This is a genomic window from Acerihabitans sp. (assembly GCF_036398755.1).
In the GTDB taxonomy this organism is placed as follows: Bacteria; Pseudomonadota; Gammaproteobacteria; order Enterobacterales; family Enterobacteriaceae; genus Acerihabitans.
The window spans coordinates 50,702-71,035 of sequence record NZ_DASWOM010000087.1; the positions used below are offsets into that span (position 1 = coordinate 50,702).

The following is a 20,334-nucleotide window of genomic DNA, read 5'->3' on the forward strand; positions in this document are numbered from 1 at the left end:
GGCGGCGCCGACAGGATAAAGTGCCGGCGCAAGTGTGGCAACCCGGGCATTCTTGGTAAGCGATCGCTTAGGCATGCGTGCGAATAGTAAGTAATTTGCTAAAAGAAATAGATGATAGTGTGTAAAATGATCCGCTTGCATGCGTTCTTGGATTGCGCACTTTCGGAGAAAAATATATGCGTAAGCTGTTGGGGGCCGCGGTTCTCTTTTTAGGATCATCGACGTTCGTGTCTGCACAAGAAGCTACGGTGGTAAAAGTTCACGACGCGCCGGCCGTCAGGGGCAGTATTATCGCCAATATGCTGCAGGAGCATGATAATGCTTTCGTGCTGTATCCGTATGAAAGCAATTACGTGATGTACACCTATACCAGCGACATCAACAAGGAAGCCATCAAATCCTATGACTGGGCCGATAACGCCCGGCGTGATGAGCTGGACTTCCAGCTGAGCCTGGGCTTCCCGCTGTGGCGCGGCATCGCCGGGGATAATTCCGTATTGGGCGCGTCCTACACCCAGCATTCATTTTGGCAAATCTCCAATACCGCCGAATCGTCGCCGTTTCGTGAAACGAATTATGAGCCCCAGCTGTTTCTCGGCTGGGCAACGGATTATGATTTTGCCGGCTGGACGCTGCGCGACGTGGAAGTCGGCGTCAATCACCAGTCCAACGGCAGATCCGATCCCACCTCGCGCAGCTGGGACCGCGCCTATACCCGCCTGATGGCGCAAAACGGCAACTGGCAGGTGGAAGTGAAACCCTGGTTTACCTTCGGCAATACCAACGACAATCCGGATATCACCAAATATCTGGGGTATTATCGCCTGAAGATCGGCTACGCCTGGGGCGAAAGCGTGTTCAGCGTTGAAAGCCACTATAACTGGAACAGCGGCTACGGCAGCGGCCAACTGGGCTGGAGCTATCCCGTTTCCCGCCATGTGCGCTTCTATACGCAGGTCTTCAGCGGTTACGGCGAGTCGCTCATTGATTACGATCATCGGCAAACCCGAGTCGGGGTCGGCTTTATGCTTAACGACTTTATGTAAGCCGGCAGGTATCATTACAGGCGCCGGAATGTCCGGCGCCTGAACGTAATAAGTTGGGGAAGATGTGTCGACGGTGGCTGTAATAGATCGGGAAGCGCTGGCGGAGCAGGTACTGCATGATACCTTCGGCTACCAGCAGTTCCGCCCGGGTCAGCAAGCGCTGATTAACGCCGTGATGAACGGCAGGGATTGCCTGGCGGTCATGCCGACCGGCGGCGGTAAATCCTTGTGCTACCAGATCCCGGCGCTGGTGATGGATGGGCTGACTATCGTGGTGTCGCCCCTGATTTCGCTGATGAAGGACCAGGTGGATCAACTGCTGGCCTACGGTGTGGCCGCGGGATGCCTGAATTCAACGCAAACCCGCGAGCAGCAGCACGAGGTGATGACCGGCTGCCGCGATGGCCGCATCAAGCTGCTCTACATCGCGCCGGAACGCCTGATGATGGATAATATGCTGGAGCAACTGCTCACATGGCATCCGGCGATGATTGCGGTGGACGAGGCGCATTGCATCTCGCAGTGGGGGCATGATTTCCGCCCGGAATACCGTACCCTCGGGCAAATCAAGCGGCATTTTCCCGGCCTGCCGTTTATCGCGCTGACCGCCACGGCGGACGACACCACCCGGCTGGATATCGTGCGCCTGCTGGATCTGCGCGACCCGCTTATCCAGATCAGCAGTTTCGACCGCCCCAATATCCGCTATACCCTGGTGGAAAAATACAAACCCTTTGAGCAGCTTTGGCACTATGTGCAGGGCCAGCGCGGCAAATGCGGCATCATATACTGCGGCAGCCGTTCCAAGGTGGAAGACGTCAGCGCGCGCCTGCAAAGCCGCGGGGTCAGCGCCGACGCTTATCATGCCGGCCTGAGCAACGAGCGGCGCGGGCAGGTGCAGGAGGCGTTCCAGCGCGATGACCTGCAGGTGGTGGTGGCCACCGTCGCCTTCGGCATGGGCATCAACAAGCCCAACGTGCGTTTTGTCCTGCATTTTGATATCCCGCGCAATATCGAGTCCTATTATCAGGAAACCGGCCGCGCCGGCCGCGACGGCCTGCCCGCGGAGGCCATTTTATTTTACGATCCGGCGGATATGGCCTGGCTGCGCCGCTGTCTTGAAGAGAAGGCGCCCGGGGAGCAGCAGGATATCGAGCGCCATAAGCTTAACGCCATGGGCGCGTTCGCCGAGGCGCAAACCTGCCGCCGCCTGGTGTTGCTCAATTATTTCGGCGAAGGGCGCCAGCAGCCCTGCGGCAACTGCGATATTTGCCTTGATCCCCCCAAGCGCTACGACGGGCTGGAGGAAGCGCGCAAGGCGCTGTCCTGTATCTACCGGGTGGGCCAGCGTTTCGGCATGGGGTATATCGTCGAGGTGCTGCGCGGCGCCAATAACCAGCGCATTCGCGACTATGCCCATGATAAACTGCCGGTGTACGGTATCGGCCGCGATCGCACCAACGAGCACTGGGTCAGCGTGCTGCGCCAGCTTATCCATCTTGGGCTGGTCAGCCAGAATATTACCCAGCATTCGGCGCTGCAGCTGACCGAGTCGGCGCGCCCGGTATTGCGCGGCGAAGTGCCGCTGATGTTGGCCGAGCCGCGCCTGCCCAACCTGAAAGCCAAGCACTCCGCGCCCAAGACCTACGGCGGCAATTATGACCGCCAGCTGTTCGCCAAGCTGCGCAAGCTGCGCAAATCCCTGGCGGATGACGCCAACGTGCCGCCATACGTGGTGTTCAACGACGCGACGCTGCTGGAAATGGCCGAACAACTGCCGGTAACGCCCGGGGACCTGCTGCGGGTGAACGGCGTCGGCAATCGTAAACTGGATCGCTTTGGAATGCCGTTCCTTACCGTGATCCGCGAGCATTTGGTGGATGAAGATCCGCTGTAATCGTTATCAGGAGTGACCAACGATGTTAGTCTTGTTTGTTACCGTAGCCATGGTGCATCTGATTGCCCTGATGAGTCCGGGGCCGGATTTTTTCTTTATCTCCCAGACCGCGGCCAGCCGATCGCGCCGCGACGCCATGATGGGCGTGCTCGGGATAAGCCTTGGCGTGGCGGTATGGGCCGCCGTGGCGCTGATGGGGTTGCACCTGCTGTTGCTGAAAATGAAATGGCTGCACAGCGTTATTACGGTCGGCGGCGGACTCTACCTGTGCTGGATGGGATGGCAACTGCTGCGCGCGGCCCGGCGGCCGGCCGCCCCGCAAACGGGCGAGCATCCCGCCGCCGCGCTATCCCGTTCAGGCCGCACCTTTGTGCGCGGCCTGCTGACCAACCTGGCCAATCCCAAGGCGGTCATCTACTTCGGCAGCGTGTTCTCGCTGTTTGTCGGCGACAACGTGCCGGCCGGGGCGCGCTGGGGCTTGTTTATCCTGATTATCAGTGAAACCCTGATGTGGTTCAGCGTGGTGGCGGTGGTGTTTGCCCTGCCGGCCATGCGTCGCGGCTATCAGCGCCTGGCGCGCTGGATTGACGGCGTGGCGGGCGTATTTTTTGCCGGTTTCGGCATCAGCCTGATTATTTCGCGCTAGCCAGCAGCGCGCCGACCATGATAAACAGCGATCCGAATGCGCGGTTGAGCCGGCGCAGCTGGCGCGGACCCTTAAGCCAATGCGCCAGGCGGGTCGCCAATGTCGCGTAGCCTATCATCACGATGATATCCACCGCCAGGGTGGTGACGCCCAGCACCAGGTACTGGGAGGCCTGCGGTTGGTGCGGCAGCACGAACTGCGGGAACAGCGCCGCCAGGAAGACGATGCTTTTAGGGTTGGTCAGGTTAACAAAAACCGCCCGTTGAAATAACCGCCGCCTGGACAGCAGGGCGGCCCCCGCGACATCCAGGCTCAAGCTGCCGGCGGAACGCCATTGCTGGATGCCAAGCCAGATCAGATAAGCCACCCCCAGCCATTTGAGAATTTCAAACGCCAGCAGCGAATGGGCGAACAATGCCCCCAATCCGATGCCCACCAGCACGATATGCGTGGCCAGCCCGACCTGCAGGCCGGCGATGGACGCCACCGCCCCGCGATAACCGTGGCTGATGCCGGTGCTCATGGTGTTAATCGCCCCCGAGCCGGGCGACAGGCTTAACAGGGTGGTCGTGAGCAGATAGGTCAGCCACCAGTCCCAGGTCATTAATTGCGCTCCCTGAAATGTTGTTTTTATGTCACAATATGTTGATAGGGTAGAGTAGCCTTTTCCCCGCCAGGACGGCAATGACTTTCCAGCGCGCCGGGCAGTCGTGTCGCCCCGTGTTTTGCCAGGAGTAGCGCAGGTGGTGTCGGTACATAAAAAAAATTGGTTAAACCGCGAACAACAGTTTGCCGCCTTTTCCACCGGTCCGTTACTGGATTTCTGGCATCAACGGGAAGAGGGCGAGTTTGTCGGGGCGCAGGGCATGCCGATTCGTTTTGTCCGTCTGCGTTCGCCCCGGCACGATAAGGTCATCGTCATCAGCACCGGGCGCATTGAAAGCTACGTAAAATACCCCGAAGTGGCCTACGATCTTTTTCACTGCGGCTACGACGTGATGATTATCGATCACCGCGGCCAGGGACGTTCCGGCCGCCTGCTTGAGGATAGCCATCGCGGGCATGTGCTGCAGTTCGGCGATTACGTCAGCGATTTTTCCGAGTTTTGGCGGCGGTATGTCGCTCCGGGTCATTATAAACGCCGTTTTGCCCTGGCGCACTCCATGGGCGGGGCGATTCTGGCCCTGTTTCTGGCGGCGACGCCGGACGCCTGCGACGCCGCGGTGCTCTGCGCCCCCATGTTCGGCATCCGCCTGCCGATGCCGCATTGGCTGGCCTGGCAAATCCTGGAGTGGACCGAGCAGCGCCCGGCCATGCGCGATTATTATGCCATCGGCACCGGCCAGTGGCGGCCCCTGCCCTTTATGCTCAATATGCTGACGCATAGCGGCCAGCGCTATCGCCGCAGCTTGCGTTTTTATGCCGACGATCCCGAATTGCGGGTCGGCGGCCCAACGTACCATTGGGTCCGGGAGGGGGTGTTGGCGGGGCATGACGTGCTGGCCAAAGCCTCGGCCATCACCACGCCGGTATTGCTGCTGCAGGCCGGGGAAGACCGGATTGTCGATAACCGCAGCCACGAAATTTTTTGCCAGGCCATGGCGGCGGCGGGTCATCCGTGCGAGGACGGTAAACCCGTCAGGATCGAGGGCGCCAGGCATGAGATCCTGTTTGAAAAAGACGCACTGCGCGCCGAAGCGCTGGACAGGATTGTCAGGTTTTTTGGCCGTTATCATACCATTTCCGGCGGTGCCCTGCCGCCGATAACACCAGAGGTTTAATTAAGGCTATGTATCAAGTTGTTGCTTCCGATCTTGACGGTACCCTACTGGCTCCGGACCATACCCTCAGACCTTACACCAAGGAAACCTTGAAACTGCTGACCGCCCGGGGCATCAACTTTGTCTTCGCCACCGGCCGTCATCATATCGATGTTTCCCAGATTCGCGACGGCCTCGGCATTTCCGCTTACATGATCACCTCCAACGGCGCGCGGGTGCATAATCCCGCCGGCGAGATGATTTTTGCCCAGGACGTGGATGAGGATATCGCCGCCGATCTGTTCGGCCTGGTCCATGACGATCCGGATATCCTGACCAACGTCTATCGTCGCGATGATTGGTATATGAACCGTAACCGGCTGGACCAACAGGATTTTTTCCGCGAGTCCGAATTTAACTACCAGCTGTTCGAACCGGGCATGCTGCCCACGGACGGTATCTGCAAGGTGTATTACACCAGCGATAATCATGAGCGGCTGGTGGCGCTGGAAAATGCGCTGAACGCGCGCTGGGGCGATCGGGTCAACGTCAGCTTTTCGCTGCCGGTATGCCTGGAAGTGATGGCCGGCGGCGTCTCCAAGGGTCATGCGCTGGATCAGGTGGCGAAGACGCTGGGGTTTGATCTGGCCGACTGTATTTCATTTGGCGACGGCATGAATGACAAAGAGATGCTCGCCATGGCCGGCAAGGGCTGCATCATGAAAAATTCGCAGCAGCGCCTGAAGGATTTGCTGCCGGAGCTGGAGATTATAGGCTCGAACGCGGATGAATCGGTGCCGCGTTTTCTGCGCACCATGTATTTGTAGGAAAATTTTTACAATCAAGAATGATAATGAGCATTGTCATCCTATTTTCAGGTTACCGGCCCCGATGGTGGCGATAATCGCCAACGCACGACATGGCGTCACAAGGTTTACCGTATTTTTTAAGCCGGCCCGGCGCCGGCATTATCCCCTTCATCCCGCGGTGATATCCTACCCGCAAAACTGCTGAATCAGGCCGCCATATACATTCAATTTTTTTGAACAGAGCGATGAGTTTTTTACCCTTTTATATTCCCAGCGTAGGTCTAGACTAGAAAAAAACGTTGAGGAGACTTGAACATGATTTTCTTAAGAGCAGCCAATGACCGCGGCCACGCCAACCATGGTTGGCTTGATAGCTGGCACACATTTTCTTTTGCCGACTATTATGACGCCAAATACATGGGCTTTTCCGCGCTGCGGGTGATAAACGAAGACCGCATCGCCCAGGGCAAGGGTTTTGGAACCCATCCGCATAAGGATATGGAAATCCTGACCTATGTGCTGGACGGAACCGTTGAGCATCAGGACAGCATGGGCAATAAAGAACAAATCCATGCCGGGGAATTCCAGATCATGAGCGCCGGCACCGGGGTCCGTCATTCGGAATATAACGGTCGTGACGACAAGGCGCTGCATTTATACCAAATCTGGATTATCCCGCAGCAGACCGGCCTGGCGCCGCGTTATGAACAGCGCCGCTTTGACGCCCCGCAGGGCCGGCAACTGGTGCTGTCGCCGGATGCGCGCGACGGTTCGCTAAAGGTGTTCCAGGATATGACCCTGTCGCGCTGGGCGTTGACCGGCGGCCAGCAGGAAACGCTGGCGGTGGCGCCGGGACGGCGCGTCTGGATCCAGGTGGTGCGCGGAGAACTGGATATCAATGGCCAACAGGCCGGCGCCAGCGATGCGCTAGCCGTTTGGGACGAAGCCGCCTTGACCCTCAAGGCGGGGCGGGATAGCGAAATCCTGATTTTCGACCTGCCGCCGGTTTGATCGCGTTTAATCCACCGTAAGCGGGCTTCGGCCCGCTTTATTTTTGCCCTCGGCCGGCTACGCCTGTGGATAAACATACTCGACGCGTCATTTTTTTGCTAAACTCCGTCCATTCCAGGTAGGAGCCGTCATGTCGCCAATCAAGAAAAAAAGACCGGGACTTCAGGATGTTGCCGATAAAGTCGGCGTCACTAAAATGACGGTCAGCCGCTATCTGCGCAATCCGGCGCTGGTTTCGGAGGCATTGCAGCTCAAAATCGCCCACTCCCTTGATGAGCTGGGCTATATTCCCAACCGGGCGCCGGATATCCTTTCCAATGCTACCAGCCGGGCCATCGGCGTGTTGCTGCCTTCCCTGACCAACCAGGTATTCGCCGAAGTGCTGCGCGGCATCGAAACGGTTACCGACGCCCATGGCTACCAGACCATGCTGGCCCATTACGGCTACCAGCCCGAAACCGAAGAATTACGCCTGACCTCGCTGCTGAGCTATAACATCGACGGCCTGATTCTAGCCGAGCGCACCCATACCCCGCGTACCCTGAAGATGATTGAAGTGGCCGGCATCCCGGTGGTGGAGATTATGGACAGCGTTTCTCCCTGCCTGGATATCGCCGTAGGGTTCGACAACTTCGAGGCGGCGCGGCAAATGACCCTGCATATCATTTCGCGCGGTCATCGTCACGTGGTGTATTTCGGCGCCCGCCTGGATGAGCGTACGATTATCAAACAGCGCGGCTATGAGCAGGCCATGAAAGAACAGGGCTTGCCGACCCATAGCGTGATGATTACCGAATCGTCTTCTTATTCCACCGGCGCCGAGCTGCTGCGCCAGGCCCGGCGCGAATATCCCGCGATGGACAGTATTATCTGCACCAACGATGACCTGGCCATCGGCGCGGTGTTTGAATGCCAGCGCCAGGGGCTGCGTATCCCCGAGGATATGGCGATCGCCGGTTTCCACGGTCACGATGTCGGCCAGGCGATGCGGCCCCGGCTGGCAAGCGTACTCACCCCCCGCGAGGAAATGGGCCGCCTGAGCGCTGAAAAACTCCTGGCCCGCCTGCGTGGCGAGACGGTCGACCCGCTGAAGACCGATGTCGGTTTCACGCTTTTGCCCGGCGATAGTATTTAAACTTTCGTGTTAATCGCGTTTTTGCGCCCCGCTAATTCATCGTTGCGTCATTTTATCTCATCATAATTATGATCTACCTCCCAAAACGTTAATTTTGTCCGCCGGGTGGATTCCTTATCCCGATGTTACCCGTATCATGATACCGGTAACATTGCGATACACACTATGCTCTTACGGTTGGCCGGGGATTTCTCCGTCTTGCGCATCACTAACCCAAACGCATAACTATTCGAAGGCAGGGCATTTCATATGCTTGCCGGGAAAAAGCCATTGAGGACTTTTTATGCCGCTCTTTATCGTTGCTATCGGCGTGGCGTTGCTGCTGTTGCTGATGATTCGTTTCAAACTGAATGGTTTTATTGCTCTAATTCTGGTGGCGCTGATTGTCGGCGTGCTTGAGGGTATGCCGGTCAGCAAGGTACTGGTTTCCATCAAGAACGGGGTCGGCGGTACCTTGGGCAGCCTGGCGTTGATCATCGGTTTTGGCGCCATGCTGGGAAAACTGCTGGCGGATTGCGGCGGCGCGCAGCGTATCGCCACCACGCTGATTGATAAGTTCGGCAAACAGAATATCCAATGGGCGGTGGTGGTCACCGGTTTTACCGTGGGTTTTGCCCTGTTTTATGAAATCGGTTTTGTGCTGATGCTGCCGCTGGTTTTCAGCCTGGCGGCGACGGCGCGCATTCCGCTGCTGTATGTCGGCGTGCCGATGGCGGCCGCGTTATCGGTAACCCATGGTTTTCTGCCGCCGCATCCGGGGCCGACCGCCATCGCCACCATCTTCCATGCGGATATGGGCAAGACCCTGCTGTACGGCGCCATTCTGGCGGTGCCCACGGTGATCCTGGCCGGACCGGTATACAGCCGGTTCCTGAAAGGGATTGATAAGCCGGTGCCGGAAGGCTTGTACAATCCGAAAATCTTTACCGAAAAAGAAATGCCGAGCTTCGCGGTCAGCGTTTGGACCGCGCTGGTCCCCGTGGTGCTGATGGCGCTGCGCGCCGTGGCCGAGATGGCGTTGCCGGCCGGGCATCCCATCCTGCCTTACGCCGAATTTTTTGGCGATCCGATCATGGCAACCCTGATTTCCGTGCTTATCGCCATCTTCACCTTCGGCATCAATCGTGGCCGTAGCGTGGATCAGGTAATGGAAACCATCAGCGATTCCATCAAGATTATCGCCATGATCCTGTTGATTATCGGCGGCGGCGGCGCATTTAAGCAGGTCCTGGTGGACAGCGGCGTCGGTAATTATATTGCCTCGCTGATGGAAGGCAGCTCTGTTTCACCATTGCTGCTGGCCTGGACCATCGCCGCCGTGCTGCGTATCGCCCTCGGTTCCGCCACGGTTGCCGCCATCACCGCCGGCGGCATCGCCGCGCCGCTGATTGCCACCACCGGCGCCAGCCCGGAACTGATGGTGATTGCCGTCGGGTCGGGCAGCGTGATTTTCTCCCACGTTAACGATCCGGGCTTTTGGCTGTTCAAGGAATATTTCAACCTGACCATTCTGGAAACCATCAAATCCTGGTCGGCGCTGGAAACCATTATTTCGGTCTGCGGCCTGGCGGGTTGCCTGCTGATGAATATGGCAATTTCGTAAACTCTCTTTACCCATCCTCCCCGCGGCAAGCCTAAGCACCGGTTTGCCAGCAACCGAAGGGGCGCATCCAGCGGCCCTTTTTTTATTTCACAAAACTATCGTTTCACGCTAACCCTAACGAGCATCGCATTTCCATTTCAAACCCGACGAAGCGCGATGCAAGCCTCACGATAAAACGGTTAAACTTGACCATCGCCCTGGGCTATCGGACGTGCGCCATGATCCCTACCACCCACTATAGCGCTATATCAGCACACCGGGCAGAGTAAAAAAAAGTGGCAAATCATGCCCGTTAGGGGTACACTTCTGGAGTGAGATGACATGAGCATTCTTAAGCGCAGGGAGTTTGCGCGGTGGCAAGCTGGTGAAAAGTTACCTGATGCCGCCTTATGCAAGGCAGTTGCGGAGATGCAACGCGGTCTGATTGACGCGGACCGGGGGGGATTGCTTTTTAAGAAGCGGGTAGCGCGTCCAGGCGGCGGCAAGAGCGGTGGCTATCGCACCCTCCTTTCGGCGCGGGCCGGCAGTCGTTATATATTTCTGCATGGGTTTCCGAAAAACGATAAAGCTAACATTACTCTGGACGAAAAAAGGGCGCTGCAGTTTGCCGGCAGTGTATTTTTGGATCTCTTAGCCGAAAACGTAGTGAAAGCACTTGAATCCGGCGTGCTACAGGAGGTATTTTGCGGTGAGCAAGATAACTGAATCTTTGCGCGGCGATTTAGCCGCGCTGCATAAAGCAGGCGCCATCAGCAAGGTGACGATGCGCGAGTTCGACGCCATCTGCCCAACCGAGGTGCGGGAGTTCAGCGCTATTGATATTAAGCGCCTGCGCGACAGTCTGAATTTTAGTCAGCCGGTATTTGCACATCACCTAAATACCACGGCCTCGACCGTGCGCAAATGGGAACAGGGCGATACCCGTCCCGCCGGGCCGGCCCTCAAGCTGCTTAATGTCATCGCCGATAAGGGGCTGGAAGCCATTCTATGACACGCATCTGGCGTGGAATAAGGTGGCTGGCGCGAAAATCCCCAACACTGGACCTGGGCTGCAATCACAGCAGATAATCATCGTGGAGAGTCACGTCGCTAACTGCGCAAATAGACCCGCACGCCATCCAGGAACATTTGCGTGGACAGCATCACCAGCAGCAGACCCATCAGCCTTTCCAGCGCGTTGACGCCCTTGTCGCCCAACAAGCGGATAAACAGCGACGATTGCATCAGGATAAATACCGACATCCCCCAGGCTATCAGCAATGCCACCACCAGATGATTAATCTGGTGCGGAAATTGATGCGACAACAGCATCAGGGTGGCAAGAATCGACGGCCCGGCCACCAGCGGAATGGCCAGCGGCACCAGGAAGGGCTCTTCGCCGGCCGGCAATCCGCTGCTGTTGCCCTCCTGCGACGGAAAAATCATTTTAATGGCAATCAGGAACATAATGATGCCGCCGGAGATCGACACGGTTTCTGAACGCAGGTTAAGAAAAGAAAGGATCTTTTCCCCGGCAAACAAAAACAGCAGCATCAGCAATAAAGCGATCAGCAGCTCGCGGATCACAATCGCGCGGCGCCGTTTCGGTTCAAGGTGTTTTAATACCGACATAAAAATCGGTAAATTGCCCAGCGGATCCATAATTAAAAACAGCAACACGGTTGCCGAAATCATTTCAGTCATTATTGCCTCTTTTTTCCAGTTTTTTTTCCCCTGACGCCTCCATCCGGGATGATTATTAGCATCGCTGCTGAAAAAGTTTTCCTTATCGATTAATTTCGCTTGCAGCTATTCGACCACATTTTGTAAGGTGGTCATTGTATAGCCTGCGCGTTGATGCCGCGGCTTATGCCTGAATATCCTTTGTCACCCTCCAAGGCAGGACAGTTAACATGAAAAACGTTGGTTTTATTGGCTGGCGCGGTATGGTCGGTTCGGTGCTCATGCAACGCATGAACCAGGAACGCGATTTTGACGCCATCCGTCCGGTATTCTTCTCAACCTCCCAACATGGCCAGGCCGCGCCGGTATTCGGCGGGCAGCAGGGGACGTTGCAGGATGCCTTTGATCTGGACGCGCTCAGCGCCCTGGATATTATCGTTACCTGCCAGGGCGGCGATTATACCAACGAAATCTACCCCAAGCTCAAGGAAATCGGCTGGCAGGGATATTGGATCGACGCGGCCTCGTCGCTGCGCATGCAGGACGACGCCATCATCATCCTGGACCCGGTGAACCAGGCGGTGATCCAGCAAGGCCTGAACGACGGCGTCAAAACCTTTGTCGGCGGCAACTGCACCGTCAGCCTGATGCTGATGTCGCTGGGCGGCCTGTTCGCCCACGATCTGGTGGACTGGGTCTCCGTCGCCACCTATCAGGCCGCTTCCGGCGGCGGTGCGCGTCATATGCGCGAACTGCTGGTGCAAATGGGCCAACTGCATAATGTGGTGGCTAAAGAGTTGCAGGATCCCGCCTCGGCCATTTTGGATATTGAACGTAAAGTGACCACGCTAACCCGCAGCGGCACGCTGCCTGTCGATAACTTCGGCGTGCCGCTGGCCGGCAGCCTGATCCCGTGGATAGACAAGCAGCTCGACAACGGCCAAAGCCGTGAAGAGTGGAAGGGCCAGGCCGAAACCAATAAAATCCTGAACACCAGCCGGGTGATTCCGGTGGACGGCCTGTGCGTGCGCGTCGGCGCGCTGCGTTGCCATAGCCAGGCGTTTACCCTCAAATTGAAACGCAACGTCGGGCTGCCTGAAATCGAGCAAATGCTGGCCACCCACAACGACTGGGTCAAGGTGGTGCCCAACGATCGTGAGCTATCGATGCGGGAATTAACGCCTGCCGCCGTCACCGGGACCTTAAACACGCCGGTCGGACGGCTGCGTAAACTTAACATGGGGCCGGAATACCTTTCCGCGTTTACCGTGGGCGATCAATTGTTGTGGGGTGCGGCGGAACCATTGCGGCGCATGCTGCGCTTTTTGGCCTGATAAGACACTTGCGACAAAAATGCCTGTCCGTTCACGGACGGATGGGCGTCGACCACTACCGCTATTTCCCCGCGTTAACATAAAACAAAATTATTAAGTTTAAAAATTTCACTTTTTTAACTTTTTCGCAATGCCTTATTTTCATATTACCATGATTAATATGAGAATCTTTTTTTCTAACTCAAAGTTTTTCAATAGCTTATTGAATAATTAAATTTTTCATCATTTGGGTTATTCTTTCTTTTAAACCTTTGTCTATGCTTATTATTGTGAGATCTATGATTACGCACAAGATCTAATCAATGCTTCCTGGGATCTCTGCACCGTTTCCATGCCCCCGCGCCGGCTCTGCCGTCGTGGGGGCCGTGCCTTAACGAAACCATGGGGTGGTTTAAACATTTGGTAATTTTTTTTGGAAATATTCATTTATTTCATGGAGTAATCAAAGGAATAACGCCATGTCAGGATTTCCCGACCATGAGGTCATTACAGCATTGGTTTCCGGCCGTTATGCCGATCCATTTTCATTATTAGGCATGCATCAGACCAGCGAAGGGCTGGTGGTGCGCGCGTTATTACCGGACGCCAGCGCGGTAACGCTTATTGATAAAAAAAATGGGCGCAAGGTCACAGAATTAACCTGCGAAGACGCCCGTGGTCTGTTTATGGCGCAATTAGGCCGGCGTAAAAAACCCTTTACCTATCAATTAGCCGTCACCTGGCATGAACATACCTACATTATCGAAGACCCGTATCGTTTCGGGCCGCTATTACAGGATATCGACAGCTGGCTGCTGGCGGAAGGCACGCATCTTCGCCCTTATGAACGTCTCGGCGCGCATCCCGACGAGCTTGATGGCGTGGCGGGGATCCGTTTTGCCGTGTGGGCGCCCAATGCCCAGCGCGTATCGGTGGTGGGCGAGTTTAATTATTGGGACGGCCGCCGGCATCCCATGCGCCAGCGGCGCGAAAACGGCATTTGGGAACTCTTTCTGCCGTCCGTGACCATTGGGCAACTGTATAAATATGAAATTATCGATTGCAACGGAGAAACGCGCCTAAAAGCCGACCCCTATGCGTTCGAGGCGCAAATGCGCCCGGAAACCGCCTCCCTGACCCGTGGTTTGCCGCCGGTGGTGGCGACGGATGAGGCCAGGAACGCGGCCAATACCTTTAACCAGCCGATTTCCATCTATGAAGTGCATCTGGGATCCTGGCGGCGCCATGCCGACGATAATTTCTGGCTGAGTTACCTGGAGCTGGCGGAGCAACTGGTCGGTTATGTCAAATATATGGGTTTTACCCATATTGAACTACTGCCGATCAACGAGCATCCCTTTGACGGCAGTTGGGGCTACCAGCCGCTCGGCATCTACGCGCCCACCCGCCGGTTCGGCACGCCGGAGGATTTCCGGGTATTGATTGACGCCGCCCACCGGGCGGGCATTAACGTACTGCTCGACTGGGTGCCCGGTCATTTTCCCGGCGACGAATTCGGCCTGGCGAAATTTGACGGTACCTCTTTATATGAATACGCCGACCCGCGCGAAGGCCTGCACCAGGATTGGAACACGCTAATCTATAACTACGGCCGCAACGAGGTGCGCAACTTCCTGGCGGGCAACGCCCTGTTCTGGCTGGAAAGGTACGGCATCGACGGTTTGCGCGTCGACGCGGTGGCCTCGATGATCTACCGGGACTACAGCCGTCCGGCGGGTCAGTGGGTGCCTAACCATTATGGCGGCAACGAAAACCTCGAGGCGATAGCCTTCCTGCGCTATACCAACCATACCGTCGGCACCCAGCGCGATGGCGCCATCACCGTGGCCGAGGAATCCACGTCGTTTTCCGGCGTCACCGCGCCGCCGGAAAACGGCGGCCTGGGGTTCCATTACAAATGGAATATGGGCTGGATGAACGACACGCTGGACTATATGCAGCTCGATCCGGTGCACCGCAAATACCATCACCACCAGATGACGTTCAGCATGGTATACGCCTACAGCGAGAACTTCGTGCTGCCGCTGTCCCATGATGAAGTGGTGCACGGCAAACATTCCATACTTAATCGCATGCCCGGCGATATGTGGCAGAAATTCGCCAATGTGCGCGCTTATTACGGCTTTATGTGGGGACATCCCGGCAAAAAGCTGCTGTTTATGGGCAATGAGTTCGCCCAGCTGCGCGAGTGGAACCATGACATGAGTCTCGACTGGCATCTGCTGGACGACCCGGACGGTATGCACAGCGGCGTGCAGCGGCTGGTGCGCGATTTAAACCATTGCTACCGCAGCCACGCGCCGCTCTATGAAGTGGATTATCGCTATAACGGATTTGAATGGCTGGTGGCGGACGACAGCGAAAACTCGGTGTTCGCTTTCCTGCGCCGCGACGCCAGCGGCGGCGAAATGATCGTGGTCAGCAACTTTACCCCGGTGCCGCGGCCGGGCTATCGCATCGGCATCCCGTCTCCCGGGCGCTGGCGCGAGGTGCTTAATACCGATTCCCATTACTACAACGGCAGCAACATGGGCAACAGCGGCGAGCTGCACAGCGAAAATATTCCCTGCCATCATCGGGAACACTCGCTATTGCTGACCGTGCCGCCTCTGGCGACGATCTTCCTGGTACGGGAGAGTTAATGGAGACACTGCCCGCAGGTTCCGCCGACCCGATGGGGGCCAGTTTTGACGGCAATGGCGTTAACTTCAGCCTGTATTCAGCCCATGCCGAACGCGTGGTGTTATGCCTGTTTGACGCGAATGGCAATGAAAGGCAGGTCGAGCTGACGGGGCGTAGCGGTAATCGTTGGCATGGCTACCTGGCGGGCGCCAAACCCGGCCAGCGCTATGGCTATCGGGTATACGGCGCGTTTGAGCCGGAAAAAGGCCTGCGCTTTAATCCCGCCAAACTGCTGATCGATCCCTGCGCCCGCGCTCTGGACGGCGCGGTAGGCGACCATCCGTCGTTGTATGACCCCGGCGCCACGCTTAACGGGGCCGACAGCGCCGGGGCGGCGCCGAAAAGCCTGGTGGTGGATGAGCGCTATGACTGGGGGGACGATAAGCCGCCGGCGACGCCCTGGGGCAAGACGGTGATTTACGAAGCCCATGTGCGCGGCCTGACCCGGCTGCATCCCGGTATTCCCGAGGGACTGCGCGGCACCTACGCCGGCTTGGCCCATCCGGTGATGATCGCCTATTTGCGTGAGCTGGGCATTACCGCCATTGAACTGCTGCCGGTGCAGCAGCACGCGGATGAACCGCGTTTGCAACGCCTGGGGCTGCGCAATTACTGGGGCTACAACGTACTGGCGCCCTTTGCGGTGGAACCGGATTACGCCAGCGGCCGCCAGGGCCTGTCGGCGCTGGATGAATTCCGCGCCATGGTCGCGGCCCTGCACCAGGCGGGCATTGAAGTCATCCTGGACATGGTGTTCAACCACAGCGCCGAGCTGGACCTGAGCGGCCCGGTGTTATCGATGCGTGGCATTGACAACCCCGGCTGGTATTGGCTCGACGAGGGCGGGGATTATCAAAACTGGACCGGTTGCGGCAATACGCTGCGCCTCGATAACCCCGATGTCACCGCCTGGGTGCTGGACTGCCTGCGCTTTTGGCGGCAGGCGTGCCACGTCGACGGCTTTCGTTTTGATTTAGGCACGGTGCTGGGGCGCACGCCTGAATTCAGCGCCGCAGCGCGCTTATTCGCGGCGTTGCGCGAACATCCGGCGCTGAACGGCTGCAAACTTATCGCCGAACCCTGGGATATCGGCCCCGGCGGCTATCAGGTCGGCGCTTTCCCGCCGCCGTTCGCCGAATGGAACGACCGTTTTCGCGACGAGACGCGCCGTTTCTGGCTGCGCGGCGACCTGGCGCCCGGGGCGTTCGCCCGCCGCTTCGCCGCCTCCAGCGACCTGTTTGACCGCGCGGGGCGCTTACCCTGCGCCACGGTCAATATGCTGACCGCCCATGATGGTTTTACCTTGCGCGACCTGGTCAGCTTTGGCGAAAAACATAACCAGGCCAATGGCGAGGACAATCGCGACGGCGCCTGGGATAACCATAGCGATAACCACGGTTTTGAAGGACTGGACGCCGGGCTGGACATCCGGGAACGACGCAACGCCAGCCAGCGCGCGCTGCTGGCGACGCTGTTGCTGTCGCAAGGTACGCCGATGCTGCTGGCCGGGGACGAATTCGGCCATAGTCAGCAGGGCAATAATAATGCCTATTGCCAGGACAATGCGCTGACCTGGCTGGACTGGCAACGCGCGGATAGCGGATTGATAGGGTATACCGCCGGACTTATCCGCCTGCGCCAAGCTATTCCCGCCCTCACGGAAAACCGCTGGTGGCGGGAAAACGACCCGCAAACGGTCGAATGGCTGAACGAGCACGGCAAGGCGCTGGACCCGCAGGAGTGGGAGCGGGGCGAGCATCGATTGCAAATACGTCTGTCACAAGATTACCTGTTTGTGATCAACGCCACTACAAAAGCCTGTGAAATGACCTTACCTGAAGGGAGTTGGGCGCTGACGGCACCGTTTCAACGCCCATGGCAACCGGGACCGGAGCGCCGCTTACCGGTGGCGCCCCGTACGGTTAATGTGCTGGTAAAACAATAATAAGGAGTCGGCGATGGTTAGGTATGAAGGTAGTGACCCGGTGATGCTGGCCAGACAATTGCCGATCCAGTCCGTTGCGCTAATCCTGGCGGGCGGGCGCGGTTCGCGGTTAAAAGATCTGACGGCCAAGCGAGCCAAGCCCGCGGTCCATTTTGGCGGTAAATTCCGTATCATTGATTTCGCGCTCTCCAACTGCCTGAATTCGGGTATCCGCCGGATAGGCGTCATCACCCAATACCAGTCCCATACCCTGGTGCAGCATATCCAGCGCGGCTGGTCTTTCCTCAACGAGGAGATGAACGAATTTGTCGATCTGCTGCCGGCGCAGCAGCGTTTTGCCACCGAGCACTGGTATCGCGGCACGGCGGACGCCGTATCGCAAAACCTGGATATCATCCGGCGCTATCGCGCCAAATACATCGTGATCCTGGCCGGCGATCATATTTATAAAATGGATTACTCCCGCCTGCTTATCGATCATGTGGAAAAGGGCGCCAAATGCACCGTGGCCTGCCTGCCGGTGCCGCGCCTGGAGGGCAGGGACTTTGGCGTGATGGCGGTCGATGATGAATACCGGGTGCTGGACTTTGTCGAAAAACCGCCTGAACCGCCGGCCATGCCCGGCTTCCCGGATTTGGCGCTGGCCAGCATGGGCATCTACGTGTTTGATGCCGACTACCTGTTTGCCCTGCTGGAAGAGGACATGCGCACCGAAGGATCCAATCACGACTTCGGCAAGGATATCATTCCGAAGATTACCGCCCTGGGCGAAGCCTGGGCGCATCCCTTTACCCTTTCCTGCGTCTCTTCCGCGGAAGATGACGAGACCCCGCCCTATTGGCGCGACGTCGGCACGCTGGACGCGTACTGGCGCGCGAACCTGGACCTGGCTTCGGTAACCCCGGAACTGGATATGTACGATCAAAACTGGCCGATACGCACGCATATGGAACCGTTGCCGCCGGCCAAATTTGTCCAGGACCGCGCCGGTAATCACGGCGTCACCCTGAACTCACTGGTCTCCGGCGGTTGCATCCTGTCCGGCGCGCATGTCACGCATTCGGTGCTGTTTCCCCGCGTGCGCGTCAATTCGTTCTGCACGCTGGACGGCGCGGTGATTTTACCCGATGTGATCGTGGGACGCTCTTGCCGGCTGCGACGGTGCATTATCGACCGCGCCTGCGAAATACCTGAAGGCATGGTGATCGGTGAAAACGCCGCGGACGATGAACGACGATTCTATCGCTCTGAGGAAGGAATCGTACTGGTAACACGAAAGATGTTGGCAAACGTCAATTAGGAAGACCTGTAGCCATACAGTCAAAAATAATAAGCCTTAACGGGAGCGATAATGCAGGTTTTACATGTGTGTTCTGAACTGTTTCCCTTGTTGAAAACCGGGGGACTGGCAGATGTGGTCGGGGCGTTACCCGCGGCTCAGATTGTGGAAGGGGATGACGTCCGGGTGTTGTTGCCGGCGTTTCCAGACTTGCGCAAAGGTATCCCGGATACCCGCGTGGTCAACGAATTCGACGTGTTTTCACGCCGCGTCACGCTGTTATACGGCCGCTTCAATGGCGTGGGCATCTATCTTATCGATGCGCCCGATCTCTACGATCGTCCCGGCAGTCCATACCATGACCAGGATCAGTATGCCTATATGGATAACTACCTGCGGTTTGCGCTATTGGGCTGGGTCGGGGCTGAAATGGCCGGCGGGCTGGATCGGGCCTGGCAACCGGATATCGTCCAGGCCCATGACTGGCACGCCGGGCTGACCTGCGCCTATCTGGCGGCCAAGGGACGGCCGGCGAAATCGGTGTTTACCGTGCATAACCTGGCCTACCAGGGGTTGTTCAACGCCCGCCATATGCCGGAACTGGGCCTGCCGGACGACTATTTCCAGACCTACGGCATGGAGTTTTTCGGCCAGATTTCCTATCTGAAAGCCGGGCTGTTCTATGCCGATCACGTCACCACCGTCAGCCCCACCTATGCGCGGGAAATCACCCAGCCGGCCTACGGCTACGGTATGGAGGGATTATTGGCATCGCTGCAGTCCCAGGGGCGGCTTACCGGTATTCTCAACGGCGTGGACGACGCTATCTGGAACCCCACCCATGACGCCATGCTGTCCACGCGCTACAACCGGGATGTGCTGGAGGCGAAAGTCAACAATAAGCGCCATCTGCAAACCGCCATGGGACTGACGGTGGATGAAAAGGTGCCGCTGTTCGCCGTGGTCAGCCGCCTGACCAGCCAGAAGGGGCTGGACCTGGTGCTGGAAGTCCTGCCGGACCTGCTGGATCAGGGCGGCCAGCTGACGCTGCTGGGCGCCGGCGACGCCAATCTGCAACAGGGTTTCCTGGCGGCGGCGGCGGAATATCCCAGCCAGGTGGGGGTACAGTTGGGGTATCACGAGGCGTTTTCCCATCGCATTATCGGCGGCGCGGACGTGATTATGGTGCCGAGCCGCTTCGAGCCCTGCGGCCTGACGCAGCTTTACGGCCTTAAATACGGCACCCTGCCGCTGGTACGTCGCACCGGCGGGTTGGCGGATACGGTGACCGACAGTTCGCTTGAGAATCTGTCCGACGGCATCGCCAGCGGGTTCGTGTTCGAGGATGCTACCGCCAGCGCGTTGCAGCGGGCCATTCGCCGCGCTTTTGTGTTATGGTCAAGGCCTGCCCTGTGGCGTTATGTCCAGCGTCAGGCGATGGGTTTGGATTTCAGTTGGCATGTCGCCGCCCGGGCTTATCAGTCTCTTTATCAACGCTTGTAGATATCCACTGATTGGGAATGAA

At 57.7% G+C, this 20,334-nt stretch carries 17 protein-coding genes; 15 read left to right on the forward strand and 2 right to left on the reverse strand.

Features of this window, described 5'->3' with window-relative positions:
* Positions 1 to 176: 176 nt before the first annotated feature.
* From pldA to rhtC, 3 genes are all read left to right on the forward strand, one after another.
* Entirely contained in the window at positions 177 to 1,046 is an 870-nt protein-coding gene (gene pldA / locus VGC33_RS14555) for a phospholipase A (protein WP_331121484.1), read from the forward strand.
* A gap of 64 nt (positions 1,047 to 1,110) precedes the next feature.
* Positions 1,111 to 2,943 (forward strand): ATP-dependent DNA helicase RecQ, encoded by a 1,833-nt coding sequence (gene recQ, locus VGC33_RS14560; RefSeq protein ID WP_331121485.1) that lies wholly within the window; start codon positions 1,111 to 1,113, stop codon positions 2,941 to 2,943.
* A 22-nt stretch (positions 2,944 to 2,965) separates the two neighbouring features.
* A complete protein-coding gene (gene rhtC, locus VGC33_RS14565) occupies positions 2,966 to 3,589 on the forward strand; it encodes a threonine export protein RhtC (RefSeq protein WP_331121486.1) in 624 nt (207 codons plus the stop codon).
* Here the strand turns inward: rhtC and rhtB are convergent.
* Positions 3,576 to 4,193, reverse strand: a complete 618-nt coding sequence (gene rhtB, locus VGC33_RS14570) for a homoserine/homoserine lactone efflux protein (protein ID WP_331121487.1) — start codon at positions 4,191 to 4,193, stop codon at positions 3,576 to 3,578. The genes rhtC and rhtB overlap by 14 nt on opposite strands.
* 142 nt (positions 4,194 to 4,335) lie before the next feature.
* On the opposite strand from rhtB, the gene pldB reads away from it, so the two are divergent.
* The 7 genes from pldB to relB all read left to right on the forward strand — a co-directional run bounded on the left by pldB (position 4,336) and on the right by relB (position 10,898).
* Positions 4,336 to 5,370, forward strand: a complete 1,035-nt coding sequence (gene pldB / locus VGC33_RS14575) for a lysophospholipase L2 (protein WP_331121539.1) — start codon at positions 4,336 to 4,338, stop codon at positions 5,368 to 5,370.
* 8 nt (positions 5,371 to 5,378) lie between these two features.
* Positions 5,379 to 6,176 carry a sugar/pyridoxal phosphate phosphatase YigL gene (yigL, locus tag VGC33_RS14580; protein ID WP_331121488.1) on the forward strand — a complete coding sequence of 266 codons (798 nt, stop codon included), beginning with the start codon at positions 5,379 to 5,381 and terminating at the stop codon, positions 6,174 to 6,176.
* Between the two features lie 297 nt (positions 6,177 to 6,473).
* Positions 6,474 to 7,169 carry a pirin family protein gene (locus tag VGC33_RS14585; protein ID WP_331121489.1) on the forward strand — a complete coding sequence of 232 codons (696 nt, stop codon included), beginning with the start codon at positions 6,474 to 6,476 and terminating at the stop codon, positions 7,167 to 7,169.
* 139 nt (positions 7,170 to 7,308) lie between these two features.
* Positions 7,309 to 8,304, forward strand: a complete 996-nt coding sequence (gene gntR, locus VGC33_RS14590) for a gluconate operon transcriptional repressor GntR (protein WP_331121540.1) — start codon at positions 7,309 to 7,311, stop codon at positions 8,302 to 8,304.
* A gap of 283 nt (positions 8,305 to 8,587) precedes the next feature.
* Positions 8,588 to 9,907, forward strand: a complete 1,320-nt coding sequence (gntT, locus tag VGC33_RS14595) for a gluconate transporter (protein WP_331121490.1) — start codon at positions 8,588 to 8,590, stop codon at positions 9,905 to 9,907.
* Between the two features lie 321 nt (positions 9,908 to 10,228).
* Positions 10,229 to 10,612: a type II toxin-antitoxin system RelE/ParE family toxin gene (locus tag VGC33_RS14600; protein WP_331121491.1), complete on the forward strand. Its 384-nt coding sequence runs from the start codon at positions 10,229 to 10,231 to the stop codon at positions 10,610 to 10,612.
* Positions 10,596 to 10,898: a type II toxin-antitoxin system RelB family anti-toxin transcriptional regulator gene (gene relB, locus VGC33_RS14605; protein ID WP_331121492.1), complete on the forward strand. Its 303-nt coding sequence runs from the start codon at positions 10,596 to 10,598 to the stop codon at positions 10,896 to 10,898. Before VGC33_RS14600 ends, relB begins: the two co-directional genes overlap by 17 nt.
* A 98-nt stretch (positions 10,899 to 10,996) precedes the next feature.
* Here the strand turns inward: relB and VGC33_RS14610 are convergent, their stop codons facing one another.
* Positions 10,997 to 11,590, reverse strand: a complete 594-nt coding sequence (locus VGC33_RS14610; protein WP_331121493.1) for a YhgN family NAAT transporter — start codon at positions 11,588 to 11,590, stop codon at positions 10,997 to 10,999.
* 209 nt (positions 11,591 to 11,799) lie between these two features.
* Between VGC33_RS14610 and asd the strand changes: the two genes are divergently transcribed.
* The 5 genes from asd (at position 11,800) to glgA (ending at position 20,312) form a co-directional block, all read left to right on the forward strand.
* Complete coding sequence (gene asd / locus VGC33_RS14615) at positions 11,800 to 12,903, forward strand: aspartate-semialdehyde dehydrogenase (protein WP_331121494.1); 1,104 nt, start codon at positions 11,800 to 11,802, stop codon at positions 12,901 to 12,903.
* A 458-nt stretch (positions 12,904 to 13,361) separates the two neighbouring features.
* Positions 13,362 to 15,545: a 1,4-alpha-glucan branching enzyme gene (glgB, locus tag VGC33_RS14620; protein WP_331121495.1), complete on the forward strand. Its 2,184-nt coding sequence runs from the start codon at positions 13,362 to 13,364 to the stop codon at positions 15,543 to 15,545.
* Entirely contained in the window at positions 15,545 to 17,530 is a 1,986-nt protein-coding gene (glgX, locus tag VGC33_RS14625) for a glycogen debranching protein GlgX (RefSeq protein WP_331121496.1), read from the forward strand. The genes glgB and glgX overlap by 1 nt, the downstream gene beginning before the upstream one ends.
* Before the next feature lie 13 nt (positions 17,531 to 17,543).
* Positions 17,544 to 18,830 carry a glucose-1-phosphate adenylyltransferase gene (gene glgC / locus VGC33_RS14630; RefSeq protein WP_331121497.1) on the forward strand — a complete coding sequence of 429 codons (1,287 nt, stop codon included), beginning with the start codon at positions 17,544 to 17,546 and terminating at the stop codon, positions 18,828 to 18,830.
* Between the two features lie 51 nt (positions 18,831 to 18,881).
* On the forward strand, positions 18,882 to 20,312 hold the full coding sequence (gene glgA, locus VGC33_RS14635) for a glycogen synthase GlgA (RefSeq protein ID WP_331121498.1): 1,431 nt from the start codon (positions 18,882 to 18,884) through the stop codon (positions 20,310 to 20,312).
* Positions 20,313 to 20,334 lie beyond the last annotated feature (22 nt).

What these genes read in the sequence shown, in the direction of transcription:
- pldA (WP_331121484.1), top strand. Translation starts at nt 177, where the DNA reads ATGCGTAAGCTGTTGGGGGCCGCGGTTCTCTTTTTAGGATCATCGACG.
- rhtC (WP_331121486.1), top strand. Translation starts at nt 2,966, where the DNA reads ATGTTAGTCTTGTTTGTTACCGTAGCCATGGTGCATCTGATTGCCCTG.
- glgX (WP_331121496.1), top strand. Translation starts at nt 15,545, where the DNA reads ATGGAGACACTGCCCGCAGGTTCCGCCGACCCGATGGGGGCCAGTTTT.
- VGC33_RS14600 (WP_331121491.1), top strand. Translation starts at nt 10,229, where the DNA reads ATGAGCATTCTTAAGCGCAGGGAGTTTGCGCGGTGGCAAGCTGGTGAA.
- VGC33_RS14585 (WP_331121489.1), top strand. Translation starts at nt 6,474, where the DNA reads ATGATTTTCTTAAGAGCAGCCAATGACCGCGGCCACGCCAACCATGGT.
- VGC33_RS14610 (WP_331121493.1), bottom strand. Translation starts at nt 11,590, where the DNA reads ATGACTGAAATGATTTCGGCAACCGTGTTGCTGTTTTTAATTATGGAT.
- yigL (WP_331121488.1), top strand. Translation starts at nt 5,379, where the DNA reads ATGTATCAAGTTGTTGCTTCCGATCTTGACGGTACCCTACTGGCTCCG.
- glgA (WP_331121498.1), top strand. Translation starts at nt 18,882, where the DNA reads ATGCAGGTTTTACATGTGTGTTCTGAACTGTTTCCCTTGTTGAAAACC.
- gntT (WP_331121490.1), top strand. Translation starts at nt 8,588, where the DNA reads ATGCCGCTCTTTATCGTTGCTATCGGCGTGGCGTTGCTGCTGTTGCTG.
- glgC (WP_331121497.1), top strand. Translation starts at nt 17,544, where the DNA reads ATGGTTAGGTATGAAGGTAGTGACCCGGTGATGCTGGCCAGACAATTG.
- rhtB (WP_331121487.1), bottom strand. Translation starts at nt 4,193, where the DNA reads ATGACCTGGGACTGGTGGCTGACCTATCTGCTCACGACCACCCTGTTA.
- asd (WP_331121494.1), top strand. Translation starts at nt 11,800, where the DNA reads ATGAAAAACGTTGGTTTTATTGGCTGGCGCGGTATGGTCGGTTCGGTG.
- glgB (WP_331121495.1), top strand. Translation starts at nt 13,362, where the DNA reads ATGTCAGGATTTCCCGACCATGAGGTCATTACAGCATTGGTTTCCGGC.